This is a genomic window from Fibrobacter sp. UWT3 (assembly GCF_900230125.1).
Lineage (GTDB): Bacteria > Fibrobacterota > Fibrobacteria > Fibrobacterales > Fibrobacteraceae > Fibrobacter.
Genome location: NZ_OCSS01000001.1, coordinates 1,539,919 through 1,553,497, shown reverse-complemented (window position 1 = coordinate 1,553,497; position 13,579 = coordinate 1,539,919). Strand labels below are relative to the sequence as shown.

The 13,579-nt window shown below is 55.8% G+C and carries 9 protein-coding genes; 3 read left to right on the top strand and 6 right to left on the bottom strand.

Annotated features, from left to right (window positions below):
• Positions 1-87 precede the first annotated feature (87 nt).
• From CRO08_RS06755 to CRO08_RS06740, 4 genes are read right to left on the bottom strand one after another with little or no spacing between them, the layout of a single operon-like run.
• Positions 88-708: an FISUMP domain-containing protein gene (locus CRO08_RS06755; protein ID WP_176495080.1), complete on the bottom strand. Its 621-nt coding sequence runs from the start codon at positions 706-708 to the stop codon at positions 88-90.
• A 14-nt stretch (positions 709-722) separates the two neighbouring features.
• Positions 723-2,996 carry an aconitate hydratase gene (locus CRO08_RS06750; RefSeq protein ID WP_097035545.1) on the bottom strand — a complete coding sequence of 758 codons (2,274 nt, stop codon included), beginning with the start codon at positions 2,994-2,996 and terminating at the stop codon, positions 723-725.
• 59 nt (positions 2,997-3,055) lie between these two features.
• The gene (locus tag CRO08_RS06745) at positions 3,056-4,345 is read right to left on the bottom strand and encodes an FISUMP domain-containing protein (protein ID WP_097035544.1); all 1,290 of its coding nucleotides are present in this window, start codon (positions 4,343-4,345) and stop codon (positions 3,056-3,058) included.
• Positions 4,346-4,381: 36 nt separating this feature from the next.
• Positions 4,382-7,534, bottom strand: coding sequence for a cellulase family glycosylhydrolase (locus tag CRO08_RS06740; protein WP_217990570.1), 3,153 nt, complete (start codon positions 7,532-7,534; stop codon positions 4,382-4,384).
• 67 nt (positions 7,535-7,601) lie between these two features.
• Between CRO08_RS06740 and CRO08_RS06735 the strand changes: the two genes are divergently transcribed.
• Positions 7,602-8,882, top strand: a complete 1,281-nt coding sequence (locus tag CRO08_RS06735; RefSeq protein ID WP_097035543.1) for an RluA family pseudouridine synthase — start codon at positions 7,602-7,604, stop codon at positions 8,880-8,882.
• A gap of 72 nt (positions 8,883-8,954) precedes the next feature.
• Positions 8,955-10,379 carry a UDP-N-acetylmuramate--L-alanine ligase gene (gene murC / locus CRO08_RS06730; RefSeq protein WP_097035542.1) on the top strand — a complete coding sequence of 475 codons (1,425 nt, stop codon included), beginning with the start codon at positions 8,955-8,957 and terminating at the stop codon, positions 10,377-10,379.
• Between the two features lie 13 nt (positions 10,380-10,392).
• Here murC and CRO08_RS06725 read toward each other — a convergent pair whose 3' ends face one another.
• Positions 10,393-11,400 (bottom strand): GGDEF domain-containing protein, encoded by a 1,008-nt coding sequence (locus tag CRO08_RS06725; RefSeq protein WP_097035541.1) that lies wholly within the window; start codon positions 11,398-11,400, stop codon positions 10,393-10,395.
• Between the two features lie 133 nt (positions 11,401-11,533).
• On the opposite strand from CRO08_RS06725, the gene CRO08_RS06720 reads away from it, so the two are divergent.
• Positions 11,534-12,799 (top strand): amidohydrolase, encoded by a 1,266-nt coding sequence (locus CRO08_RS06720; protein ID WP_097035540.1) that lies wholly within the window; start codon positions 11,534-11,536, stop codon positions 12,797-12,799.
• A gap of 31 nt (positions 12,800-12,830) precedes the next feature.
• Here CRO08_RS06720 and CRO08_RS06715 read toward each other — a convergent pair whose 3' ends face one another.
• Complete coding sequence (locus tag CRO08_RS06715) at positions 12,831-13,577, bottom strand: CvpA family protein (protein ID WP_097035539.1); 747 nt, start codon at positions 13,575-13,577, stop codon at positions 12,831-12,833.
• Positions 13,578-13,579: the final 2 nt, after the last annotated feature.

Here is a 13,579-nt window from a genome sequence, read left to right as displayed (position 1 = left end):
CGATACACTCCGTTTAGTAATCAAGACAAATTTAATTATTTGTCACGGAGTTGCAACTGCGTTGCAAGTTATTTTATCTGAGCGCGCTTAGCGGTCCTTTACCAGACGGAGCGCGAGGGCCTGCGCCTTGTACGTCCTGAAACCGGTGAACTCTTCGCCGGCATACGTGCCGCCCCAGCGGATGGCGTAAACCTTGTCGACTTCGGTAGATGTCCAGAAGTGCGCGCCCTTGCCGCCGTAGAGGTATTCCCCGTTGGGCATGTGGCGGCCCGACGGGAGGGCGTTGAACCCGACTTCGTCGGCACCTGCGGGGCAGCCGTCTGGGTCCTTTTTCCATCCCTTCCTGGACTTGAGCGCGGTCCCGAATTCGGTATCGGCGATGCTATCGACATACGCCTTGAGTTCCTTCCATTCGGCATCGCTCGGAATGTGCCAGCCCTCGGGAGCGATGCCCCTGTAGGTGGCATTGCGTTCCTCGTTGGTGGTGAATGCGACATTGTCGTTCATCTTGCCGTCGAAGCCCATCAGTTCCGCCCAGGTGTATAGCCTGCCGTACTGAGTCTCGTTTTCGGTCTTGTTCTCGTAAACGACACTGCCCGGGCAGTCATAGTCGAAGTTCTCGGCGAACCATTCCTGGTTGCCAATCTTTACGGTACGGTACGTGTGGCCGTCCCTGGGGTCTGTAAAGGTGCTGAATTCCGGCTCCATAGGCGTGCCCTTGCTTACTTGTTGTTCGCGCGGATGAGGTTGAGGGCGGAACCCGCCTTGAACCATGCCCACTGCTGTTCGTTGTAGGTGTGGCTGAGGGCGATGTTGTCCACAGAGCCGTCCTTGTGGTGGGCGACGAGCGTGAACTCGGAACCCGGAGCGAACTTGGTGAGGCCGACGATATCGAACACGTCCTGTTCCTGAATCTTATCGTAGTCGGCGGCGTTCTTGAAGGTGAGGGCGAGCATGCCCTGCTTCTTGAGGTTCGTTTCGTGAATGCGGGCGAAGCTCTTCACGATTACGGCCTTCACGCCGAGGAAGCGCGGTTCCATGGCGGCATGTTCGCGGCTGGAGCCTTCGCCGTAGTTTTCGTCACCGATGACGATGGAACCCGTGCCCTTGGCCTTGTAAATCTTGGCAAGTTCCGGGACTTCCTTGTATTCACCGCACTGGCAGAGGACCTTGTTCGTTTCGCCGTTGAAAGCGTTCACGGCGCCGATGAGCATGTTGTTCGAAATGTTTTCGAGGTGACCGCGGTAGTTGAGCCACGGACCGGCCATGGAGATGTGGTCGGTGGTGCACTTGCCCTTCGCCTTGATGAGGAGCGGGGCACCGGCAATGTCCTTGCCGTCCCAGGCGGCGAACGGAGCGAGGGCCTGGAGGCGCTTGCTTTCCGGGTTGATGGAAACGGTAATCTTGGAACCGTCTTCGGCCGGAGCCTGGTAGCCGGCGTCCTTGACTTCGAAGCCCTTCGGCGGGAGTTCGCACTGTTCCGGCGGGTCGAGCTTCACGGCCTTGCCAACGCTATTCACGAGGGTGTCGGTCATCGGGTTAAAGCGGATGTCGCCGCTGAGGGCTGCAATCACGGCCATGAGCGGGGAGGCAACGAATGCGTGAGTGTTCGGGTTACCGTCGGCGCGCTTGGCGAAGTTGCGGTTGAAGCTATGGACGATGGTGTTGAGTTCCTTCTTGTCGGCTCCGGCACGGTCCCAGCGACCAATGCAAGGACCGCAGGCGTTCGTCATGATGGTTGCACCGAACTGCTTGAACAAGTCGATGAGGCCGTCGCGTTCGGCGGTGTAGCGCACCTGTTCGCTCCCCGGGTTGATGAGGAGCGGGCACTTCGGGCTGAGACCCTTTGCGAGGGCCTGCTTGATCATGTTCGCTGCCATGAACAAATCTTCGTAGCTAGAGTTCGTGCAAGAACCGATGAGGGCGGCGCTTACGACCGGCGTAGATTCCGGCTTGGTTTCGGTGGCCTTGAGGCTTTCGGCCATGTCGGTCACGGCGTAGGCGCGGTCCGGGCTGAACGGGCCGTTGAAGTGCGGCACGAGCGTGTTCAAGTCGATTTCCACGACGCGGTCAAAGAACTTTTCCGGTTCGGCTTCGACTTCGGGGTCGGCCTTGAGGTGTTCTGCAATCTTGTCGGCGGCGGCGGCAACGTCGGCGCGGCCGGTCACCTTGAGGTAGCGGCTCATGGAATCGTCGTAGCTGAAGGTGGAGCAGGTTGCGCCCACTTCAGCACCCATGTTCGCAATCGTTGCCTTGCCGGTAGCGGAGAGGCTGCGTGCGCCTTCGCCGAAGTATTCGATAATGGCGTTGGTGCCGCCCTTCACGGTCAGGATGCCGGCGAGCTTGAGGATGATGTCCTTGGCGGTAGCGAAGCCCTGGAGCTTGCCGGTGAGCTTCACGCCGATCATCTTCGGGTACTTGAGTTCCCACGGAAGGCCGACCATCGCGTCAACAGCGTCTGCACCGCCCACGCCAATCGCGAGCATGCCGAGACCGCCAGCGTTCACCGTGTGGGAGTCGGTACCGATCATCATACCGCCCGGGAAAGCGTAGTTTTCAAGCACCACCTGGTGGATGATGCCTGCACCCGGGAGCCAGCAGTCAATGCCGTACTTGGCGGAAACGGACTGCAAGAAGCCGTAAACTTCCTTGCTTTCTTCCTTCGCGCGGGGGAGGTCCTTTTCGACACCTTCGCGGGCGATAATCAGGTGGTCGCAGTGCACGGAACTGGGTACTGCCACGCGGGCCTTACCGGCGGTGGTGAACTGCAAAAGGGCCATCTGGGCAGTAGCGTCCTGCATGGCCACGCGGTCGGGGTGGAATTCGGCAAAATCCTTGCCGCGTTCGTAAGTCCTGTTCTCTGCGCCATCAATCAGGTGGCTGTAGATAATCTTTTCGGCGAGGGTGAGCGGACGGCCCAGCTGCTTGCGGGCAGCTTCAACGCGGGCGGGAATGCGGGCATAGACGCCCTGGATCATGTCGAAATTGAAAAGCATAGTCTCTTGGGGTTATAGGTTGAATTTTCGGGCGTAAAGATAGAAAAAATAGACTGGGTTTAGTCTTTTACGCAACGCAGACTGCGACCTCGAACAAGCAGGGTCCCATCATCGACTCTGAACCAGTCCTTGCCAGTGGTTGCAAAGATGTGGTAAGCTAATGCTTGGTTGTTTGCGCAATAGTCACAATATTTGGCGGTAGATGTCCAGACGTATGCGCGCTTCCCGTTGGGGAAAAGTTCCGAGCCGTAGGTGTCACTGACTGGGAGGAGTGTAAATCCCAATTCGTTTGTCGCAATGTCTTCGTTCCCGTCAGAGTCGTATTCCCATCCGCAGGTGGATCTCAGTTTTACGATGCCTCCCGTGCAATCTGGGTAACTTGTCTCGTTTTCGTCTTCGCATTCCGCGCCAACGGCCTTGCCCAAGGTCATCCATTCAGAAATCGTGGGAACATGCCAACCGCTAGGACAAATTCCCTGCTGGGGATTTTCCCATGTTCCGAAAAGGGTGTCCTTAATTAAACCCGCTACCATCATTTCGTCGGTATTGAAATTCATGACGCCCATGAAATTATAGAGCTGCCCGTATAGGGCGCAACTGTCTGCATCCGCATCGCACCAATGGTTGCCTGCCAGGTTGGGCGTTTTTTCTTCGTCGGCGTAAGCCAGGTTTTCCGCCATCCAGGTCTGTTCTCCGATTTTAACGGTGGCGTAGAACTGACCGTCGCGTTCGTCCTCCAGACAGTGGTATTTGACGTCCGGGTTCAGGAATTTCCAACTGGGCTTCGACTTGCCTTCACAGCCGATAACCGTGGGAGCCTTGTCGTATAGGTGGCAGGATTTCTGCACCGCTGAAGATGAAATTGCAATTGAAGATGAAGACTTAGGCAGTTCCGAGGAAGAACTGCTTTTCTCGGTTCCTGCAGGGCAGGGCTTGATTATTTCGGGATACCAGGTTCCGTCTTTACAGGTGACCAATATCTTGTCGTCTTCCGTCAGCAGGACGTAACCTTCTTTATCGCAGTTGTTGCCTTTATATGACTGATACTCTTCCCAGGAGGAAATGACTTCGTTATAGCGGACGCTCGTGATGCATTCCTCCATCGTGGGAATGGTGCTGGAACTGCTGAGGTCAGTTGAAGATGAACTCTTTTCATTGTTTGTCGCAGAACTTTTACCTTGTTCTGAACCAGCTTTGTCTGATACGGAGCTCGAAGATTCCTTTAGGTTGGATTCTTCTGCGCTACTGGAACTTTCGGAAGGTTCTTGTGCTGGCGATGTGCTGGATTCGTCATCTCCACAGGCGATAAATGCTAAGAATGTAAGACAGATGGATAATTTTTTTATCATGTTTTCCTCCTTTCTTTTATAACAAAAGATAGAAAATTACCGGCTTGCGATGCGGTGGGCGATGTTGTTCCACAGGTTGTCGATGTGGCCTTCGCCGAGCCGCAAGCGTTGCGGGAGCGTTGGCGTGCGGTCGTAGAGCATCTGGATGTATTCATCCTTCTGCCCGCCAAAATCAAGAATCTCGACGGTATAGACGCTCGGTATGCGCGGGCTTCGTGTATTGCGGATGGCAACGACAGTTCCCGTAACCTGCAAGGTGTACATCTTCTTCGATATGGTGAGGCTGATGGGCTCGCCCAGGTTCAGGATGTTCAGTTCGTCGGTAAAGATGTCCACTCCGTGTTCCGTCAACTTCGTGGTAATGCCCTCGATTTCGTGTCCATCCTGCTTTTTCACCATCACGTTCTCGGCTGCAAGGACCTTCACGGGTTCGCTGTCGGAGTCGCGGCCCATTCCGAGGAACAAGCACATGGTGAGGTAGTAGGCGTTGCGGAAAAGCCAGAAGAGTACGGCGAGAATCTCGATGTACCCGAGCGCGATAATCATGTAGCCCATGTGGACGATACCCGCTATAGTGAGCACGAGCAAAACAGCGAATGGGGCGATGGTTTTCCCGTCGGTCTGGTGCCGGACACCGCGCTTGTCTTTCTGGGTCACCTTGAACTTGGAAAGCGTCATACCCAGAGTCTCTTTGACGATGGGCATAAGCAGGAACGGCATGACGGATGTCTCGTAGATGCCGCTCCAGCGGGCACTGATCTTCCCGTGGCTTGTAAAGCGGAGGGCCCACATCGACATCAGGTGCATCGGGAGCCAGAACAGGGCTAGGTCAACCAGAGTGCACTTGAATATCGGTACGCAGAATACGGCGAACATCAGGGGCGAAAGCAGGTAGATCAGGTTCTTGACGGGGGAGAACCAGTAAAGTACGGAACTCAGGTAGCTCAACTTTTGCGAGATGTTCAATTTGCGGTTGAACATGAACTTGAGTTGCTTTGCGGTCGCAATGACGCCGCGGCCCCAGCGGGTACGCTGCTGGATGTGCTCGCGGAAGCTGGAGGGCGCAATGCCCGATGCGAGCGGCTGCGAAAGACCGAGACTCACAAAGCCTGCCGATTCGATCAGCATGCCTGTCGCAAAGTCTTCCGTGATCGATTTCGTGTAGAAACCACCGATGGCGTCAAGTGCCTTGCGCGAAATAATCGTGTTCGAACCGCCGTAAATCACGCTGTTGGTAGATGTCTTTGCTGCCTCGATGACGCCGTAGAAGTAGTCCTGCTCGTTAGGGACCTTCGTTTCGGCGTAGAGGTTGTGCTGGAACACGTCGGGCGTGTAGAAACATTGCGGAGTCTGGATAAATCCGAGCGGGCGGCGTGTTTCTTCGGGGAGGCTTTCGTTGATGCGTTCGGCGTCCACAAAATAGGGGATAGTCTTGAGCAGGAATTTCCTCTGCGGAATCATGTCCGCGTCGAAGGTCACCACGTAGGGCGAACTCGTGCGGGCGAGTGCCGCGTTCAGGTTACCCGCCTTCGCGCCATCGTTATTCGGGCGGTCGAAGTAGTTTATCTCCAGTTCTTCGGCGAGCTTGCGCATTTCGCTACGACGGTTGTCGTCGCACAGGTAGATATGCACCTTCGACCTGTCGGGGTAATCCATGTGCTTGCAGCCGATAATCGTCTTGCGGAGGAGTTCTGCGGGCTCGTTGTATGTCGAAATGAATATATCCACATCGGGGAATTCCGCGTCGGCAATCTCGGGTAGTGGGTGTTCCCTGAGCTTGAGCATTCCGCTGTAGTGGATGAGCGATTCGATGAACCCGAGGACTTCCATGGCGAGCAGCACGCAGCTCCCGATAATGGCAATCCAGCCGTAGGCATACGGGATGGAACACGTAAAGCGCCAGCATAGATAAATTAACGTGCAGAACGTGCTCAGGAAGAGGAACAGGTCACCGAGGAACTGCTTTGCCGGCCTGGAACTGAACTTTTTCGCATTTTCGCTCTGGCTGAATTTAAGCAGGTCGTCGTACGTGCGAACCTTGCTGTAGCGGAAACGCTTCCTGATTTTCTGGATAAGGAAAACGACAAGGATTACGATAAAGACGGGAATGGCGAAAATCCCCCACACAATGTAGGGCCGAGTGCGGGCGAGAATCTTGAAGTTCGATACGGACTCGTAGATGAGCGGAATCTTGTTCAGGTCGGTGCCTTGGAACAGCGCACGTGCGTAGAGGCCCGAAAGGCTCAGGTCGCTTTCGGCAAGGGAATCCACTGCACGTGAATCGGCACGCACCATGGCGGATTCCTCTTCCTTGTTGGACATGCTCCAGATGGTGTAGCTCAGGTGCAGCGAATCGAGCGTGGCATACCACAGCTTGACGCTTTCCAGGTCAATCTTTCCGTCGCCGCTCGCTTCACAGAGTCCGCTTTCGGTAATGAAGATGGGGGTGCCGCCGCCTACGACTTCCTTGAGGAGCGCAAGCGATTCGCCCTTGTGGGATGTGGCATAGAAGTGGAACGAATACATCACGTTGTCGAAGGCCACCGGGTCCTTTGCCGGCTCCTGGATTTCGCGGTCGTAATTCGGGGTGCCGATGAGAATCAGGGCGTCAGGCTTGTGCCTGCGGATAACGGGGATGATGATGTTCGCGTATTCCTTGATGTCTTCCCAGGTGCAGTCGCCGTTGGGCTCGTTGCAGATTTCGAAAATCACGTTAGGGACGTTCGCGTATTCCTTTGCCATCATGTTGAAGAAGTTGATGGCTTCGGCAAGGTTCTCGTTCGGATTTTTGTCGATGAGAATATGCCAGTCCACCATCACGTACATGTCGTTTTCGATGGCGTACTGCACGCCCTTCCTCAGGATTTCGAGGTTCTTTTCGCGGTCGCCGTGCACGTAGTCGTACGAATACATGGCGAGGCGGATCAGGTTCGTGTTCCATTCCCTGCTGAGCTGGCGGAAAAGGTTGGTGTTTACGTATTGCGGGAACCAGGTGAGCCCGTGGGTACTCGCGCCCTTGATGACAACCTGGTTGCCCTTTTCGTCGAAGAGGTTCGTGCCTTCTACATGGAGCTTCCCGTTTATGGAGGGACGGGCGTTTATGACGCTGGTCGTGTCGGCGCTGGCCATTGCGGCAAGGAACAGCGTGCAGATGGCGAATATGCGAATAATTCTCTGGAATGAAGTCATGCTAGAAAGATACGAAAAAAAGAAGGGCAGTCCACGCAGGCATACTTTTTTTTGTAAGTTTGGCAACATGAATTTTCCTGTAAAAGATGAACACTCCGGTGAACGCATCGACAAGTTCCTTGTCGGCGCGATGGAAAACGTGTCGCGTACCGACATACAGAAACTTATAGTTGCAGGCGAAGTGAAGGTGGGCGGTGCTGCCGTTTCCAAGAATTTCCGCGTAGAGAGCGGTATGGTCGTAGTGGTGGAGAAGGTCCCCGAGAAGCAGGCGAGTACGCTCGAACCCGAGGAAATCCCGCTCGACATCGTTTACGAGGACGACGATATTGTCGTGCTGAACAAGCCGCGCAACCTGGTGGTGCATCCGGGTAACGGCGTGCAGAACGGAACACTGGCGGCAGGCCTGTTGCACCATTTCAAGGAAAATCTCTCGACTGTAAACGGCCCGCTTCGCCCGGGCATCGTGCATCGCCTGGACAAGGATACGCCGGGCCTCATGGTGGTGGCGAAGAACGATGCCGCCCACAGACACCTGGCACACCAACTGGAAACCCGCACGCTGCACCGCACCTACAATGCGCTCGTGTGGGGCTGCCCGCGTGATTTGGAGGGCTGCATTGACGCCCCCATCGGTCGCAACCCGAAAAACCGCCTGAAGATGGCGGTGGTGAAGGGCGGCAAGGAAAGCCGCACGCACTTTGTGGCGAAGGAATTCTTTGCGATTGCAACCTTGCTCGAACTGCAACTGGAATCGGGCCGTACGCACCAGATTCGCGTACATACCCGCTATACGGGCCACCCGGTGGTGGGCGACCCGCTTTACGACGGGCGCGAAGACAGCCTGAACCGCGTGCAGCCCCTGATGAAGGAGATTGCGGAGAAGGTGCTCGAGATTGCCCCGGCGCAGCTTTTGCAGGCGGTGAAGATTGAACTTATCCACCCGACGACGGGCAAGAAGATGAAGTTCAAGGTTCCGCTGGAAGAACCGTTCGCGAAGGTGCTTAAGCTCTTGAAGAAGGAATGCCCGGCAGACGCCCCGGTGTTCGACGAGGAAGAAGGCTTCCGCGACTTTGATGCCGACATTCGTTTTGACGAAGGCTTCGACGAGGACTTCGAAGGCGATATGCCCGAAGAAGAGCAGGAATGCGTTTTCCCGGAACTGAAGGAGCGCAAGACCCGCGCCCAGCGCCATGCCGAGAAGGCGGCTACTGCTGCGCACCGCAAGGCGAAAGCGGCCGAACGCAAGCTCATCAAGCAGATGAAGGCGGCGCGCAAGAAGGGAATTGCGACCGAGGACTTCGTGGAACCCGGCTACGAGCCCACGATTGACCCGGATTTGCTGGATTAGACGAAAGAGGTGTCATTCTGAGCGAAGCGCAGCGGAGTCGAAGAATCTAAATCATTTAAAAGAATTGAAAATATGGAATCTTATTTCTTTATCGGTGTTGCTGGCGTGGGCATGAGTGCCATCGCGCAGTACTTGGCGGGCAAGGGCGTCGCGGTAAGCGGGTCCGACCGTCAGTTCGGTGAATTCCTTGCGGGCAAGTGCGAAAAGCCGCTCGTGATGGGCCAGCTCGAGGATTGCGGAATCAAGTGCTTCGCGCAGGACGGCTCGGGCATTGTCGCGGGCCTCTCTGCCGTGGTGGTGAGTACCGCCATCGAGGATACGAACCCCGACTTGAAGCGTGCGAAGGAGCTCGGCGTCCCCGTGATGCACCGCAGCGAGATGCTCGCGAAGATTTCGAAAGAAGCCCGCACGATTGCGGTGAGCGGTACAAGCGGTAAAAGCACCGTGACCGCGATGATTTACCACATCCTGGAATACGCCGGGTTGCAGCCCTCCGTGATGACGGGGGCCGGCCTTGCGAACCTGCAGAAGGAAGGCAAGATCGGTAACGCCGTTAGCGGCAAGGGCGAGTGGCTCGTTGTCGAAGCCGACGAGAGCGATGGAACGCTCGTGCGCTACGAACCGGAAATCGGCTTGATTTTGAATGTGGACAAGGACCACAAGGAAATGGACGAACTGCAGGAAATCTTCCTCAAGTTCAGCCACAATATCTTGGACAACGGCAAGATCCTTATCGTGAACGACGCGCACCCGCTGGCAAAGAAGTTCAGTGCGGGCCGCGAATTCGATTTCGGGTTCGAGAACTATGTGGGCGTGCAGGGCACGGACTTCAAGACTGCCGGTACGCATATCAAGTTCCGCGTGCGCCACAAGGCGGAACTCGTGAATTTCGAGGTGCCGCTCCCGGGCAAGCACAACATGGAAAACGCCCTCGCGGCGACCGCCGCCGCGCTTCGCGCCGGAGTGTCGCTCCATACCTGTGCCGACGCGCTGGCAACCTTCCCGGGCGTGTTCCGCCGCCACCAGATATTGGGAACGTTCAACGGCGTCACTCTCGTGGATGACTTCGCACATAACCCCGCAAAGATTGCGGCAAGCATCAGGAGTGCGCAGGACTTTACCGAGGGCCGCGTGATTGCCTGGTTCCAACCGCATGGCTTTGGGCCCACGCGTTTTTTGCGGCATGACCTCGTGGAATTCATCGCGAAGACGCTCCGCCCGAAGGACTTTGACTTCGATCGCGACAACGACATGATGTTCTTCAGTGAGATTTACTATGCGGGTGGTACCGTCACGCGCGATATCAGTGCGGGCGACCTTGCAGACGACCTGTTGCTGAAGGGCTGCGAGGCCATCTACATCGAGAACCGCGACGAGTGCGCGAAAAAGATGGTGGAATGCGCCCAGCCCGGCGATACCATCTTGCTGATGGGCGCGCGAGACCCGAGTTTACAGGCCTACGCCCAGAGCGTGCAGAAATTGCTGGAAGCGAAGTAGAGCGGTTGCTTTACTACGTGCCGGTTTTTAGCAACTGCATTTTACCGTCGCCCAGGTTCTGGCAGACACGGTTTCTCCCGTTCTGCTTGGCGTGGTAGAGAGCCTTGTCTGCGCGGTCGATGAGCGATGCGACAGTATCGTTGTCGACACGTTCCGCAAACCCGATGCTCACGGTAACCTGGATGATGTTGCCGTCCGGGAGCGAAATGCTCATGTTCTCCATGTCGCGACGGATGCGTTCTGCAATAATCTTTGCATTCTTGGTCGAAGTCCCGGGCAGGAACACCGTGAACTCCTCGCCGCCGTAACGCACCGGCATGTCGGAAGGCCTTAGGCTGCGTGTAAGCGTTTGTGCCACGGAAATAAGCACTTGGTCGCCCGCGAGGTGGCCGTAGGTGTCGTTCACGTTCTTGAAATGGTCGATGTCGAGCATGAATGCCGTGAGCATAATGTTTCCCTTGTTGCTCCGGGCCATCTCGCGCGTGTACATTTCTTCTAGCCAGCGGCGGTTGTGGAGCCCTGTCATCGGGTCCACCTTCGCGTATTCTTCCATACGGCGGATATGGTACTGTTCCTCGCACACGATCTTGTTGTTGCTGCGGATACGCTGGCTCATTATCTGCAAAAAGTTCAGGCACAGTTCGTGCGAGGCGGAAAGCATTGCGCGTGCAATGTCGGAAGGGATAAGCAGCACCTTGCTGTTTTCCTTTGCGGATACGGTCGCGCTTGGAGGAATGCTGTCGAATATCGACATCTCTCCGGCGCAGTGCCCCTGTTCGATGGTGCTTGTAAACGTTCCGCCATCGGATTCGAGTTTCACTTCGAGACTGCCGCGCAATACGATGACCAGGTCGATGTTCGGATTGTCGGGGCTAATGAGCGTTGTACCCTGTTCGACCTCCTTGGTCTTGCAGGGCAGCAGGAATCCCGCCAGTTTCTCGAATTGGATATTCTTGAAAATTTCCAGTTCGGCGAATTCGTTCCTGGATATCGGGAGTGTCTCTTTTTCGTCGTAGTTCATAATTCTATTATATAATTTTTGGTGCGCTCGGGTTACCTTGTGTGCCTTTTTTTTTCAGAAATAAGAATTTTTTATCATATTTTAGGCTTCTAAAACGGAAAAATGCTATCTTGCAAGGGGTAAGGGTATCGTTATGCACAAGTTTTTACTGAAGTCGGTGGTGTTGCCCGGTCAGGGCGGCGACAGGGTTGTGGACGTGCTTATCGCGGGTAACCGTTTTGCCCGCATAGGGGAGGTTCCCCCCGAGGAGTCGCTAGGCGCTGAGGTTGTGGACTGCTCGCACTTTGCCATTTTCCCGGCGTTCTACAACGGGCATACGCATGCAGCGATGACGCTCTTGCGCGGGTATGCCGACGATATGCCGCTCCAGAAGTGGCTGCAGGAATACATCTGGCCGTTTGAGGCCAAACTTACGGGTGACGATATCGACGTGGCTTGTCGACTTGCCCTTCTCGAGATGATTAAGTCGGGTACGGTTTTCTTTGCCGACATGTACTGGCATCGCGAACGTACCATCAAGGTTGTCGGGGAGATGGGCATACGTGCTGCAGTGGGCGTGACGTTTGCGGAATCTCTCATGTCGCCAGAAGCGATTGAGGGCAATTTCAAGTTCCTTGCCGCGCATACCGGTGAATCGGAACGCGTGCGCCTTGCGGTTGCCCCGCATTCCGTATACACGGTGGGCGAGGCGCTGCTGAAGCGCTGTGCCGACTTTGCCCGTTCCGAAAATTTTATGGTCCATACGCATCTCTCCGAAACGAAAAAGGAACTGGAAGATTGCGAAAGACAGTACGGGTGTAGCCCGGTCCGCCTGCTGGAACGTGCGGGAATGCTCGGTTCGAACCTCGCTGCGGCTCATTGCGTTCATCTCTCGGATGACGACATGAAGGCATTCGTGGATTCGGGCGCGACGGCGGTATTGAACCCGAATTCGAACTTGAAACTCGCTAGCGGTATCCCGCCGATTGACCGCCTGTTGCGTTCCGGTGCAAATGTTGCCCTCGGTACGGACGGAGATTCCTCGAACAACAACCTTGACATGCACGAGGAGATGAAGCTTGCGGCGTTGCTTGCGAAGGTGCAGGGTGGCGCGGAAACGTTGCCTGCGCACGAAGCGCTGAAGATGGCGACTGTCCATGTGGCGCGCGCCTACGGGCTAATGGATGCCGGCGAAATCAGGGAAGGTTACCTTGCGGATTGCCTGCTGGTCGACCTGAAGAACGAACGCATGGTGCCCGGCCACAACCTGGTGAGCAACTGGGTGTACGCTGCCGACAGCAGTTGCATCGATTCGGTTATCTGTAACGGAAAGTTCGTAATGCGTGGCCGCCACGTGGATGGCGAAGAAGAAATTGTGCGTGAAGCCGAAACCTGCGCAAAAAGGCTTGCGGCCGTTTAAGTTCGGTAAGCTAAGCTTTGTCGATTGAGTTCTACTTCTTTTCCACGGAGTAGGTGTTCAGGGCCTTCTCGTTGCTTACCTTGTAAGTCGTTCCGGCTTTTTCCTTGACCATTTCCACTACGGAGTCGGCCTTCGCGTCGACTTTCTTGACTAGAGAATCCTTGACGTCGGTTGCTGCCTTCACGGCGGCGTCCTTGGCCTGCTCGGCGGCTTCGGTCGTCGTCTCCTTGACCTTCTCTACGGCCTTGTCGGTAATTTCCTTGCTGAGTTCGGTCGCCTTCTTTTCGGCAATGCCAATCAGATCGGGCTCTTCGGACGAGAATCCCATGAGTTCCAGGTTGAACTTGTAGAAACTGTATGCGGTAGCGTCGTTACGCGTGTCCTTGAGACCACCGGATACCGGGATGATGTGCAGGATGGAGAGGAAAATGAAGCAGATTATCCAGCCCTTGCATGCGCCGAGAATCCCGCCGAGAATCCTGTTGACCTTGCCTACGGGGGTATCGGCGACAGCCTTCTGCACAAAATGCCCTATCATGAACAAAGTAATGAACGGCACGAGGAACCCGATGCAGATGCACAGGAGTTTAACGGTAAACCCGGTTATCTCGAGGTTTGTCGCGAGCGTGTCGGCGAGGAGGTCGTTTGCAAAGTATGCACCCGCGAGCGCTGCGGCCCAGGCGACAAGCCTAAACAGGTCTTTTAGGAACCCGCGCCATACACCGATGAGCGTGAGAATGAGTACGCAGACAAGGCAGAATATGTCTATCCAGTTCATTT

Coding starts and splice junctions, on each gene's coding strand:
- CRO08_RS06755 (WP_176495080.1), bottom strand. CDS start 708: ATGGAGCCGGAATTCAGCACCTTTACAGACCCCAGGGACGGCCACACG.
- CRO08_RS06750 (WP_097035545.1), bottom strand. CDS start 2,996: ATGCTTTTCAATTTCGACATGATCCAGGGCGTCTATGCCCGCATTCCC.
- CRO08_RS06745 (WP_097035544.1), bottom strand. CDS start 4,345: ATGATAAAAAAATTATCCATCTGTCTTACATTCTTAGCATTTATCGCC.
- CRO08_RS06740 (WP_217990570.1), bottom strand. CDS start 7,534: ATGACTTCATTCCAGAGAATTATTCGCATATTCGCCATCTGCACGCTG.
- CRO08_RS06735 (WP_097035543.1), top strand. CDS start 7,602: ATGAATTTTCCTGTAAAAGATGAACACTCCGGTGAACGCATCGACAAG.
- murC (WP_097035542.1), top strand. CDS start 8,955: ATGGAATCTTATTTCTTTATCGGTGTTGCTGGCGTGGGCATGAGTGCC.
- CRO08_RS06725 (WP_097035541.1), bottom strand. CDS start 11,400: ATGAACTACGACGAAAAAGAGACACTCCCGATATCCAGGAACGAATTC.
- CRO08_RS06720 (WP_097035540.1), top strand. CDS start 11,534: ATGCACAAGTTTTTACTGAAGTCGGTGGTGTTGCCCGGTCAGGGCGGC.
- CRO08_RS06715 (WP_097035539.1), bottom strand. CDS start 13,577: ATGAACTGGATAGACATATTCTGCCTTGTCTGCGTACTCATTCTCACG.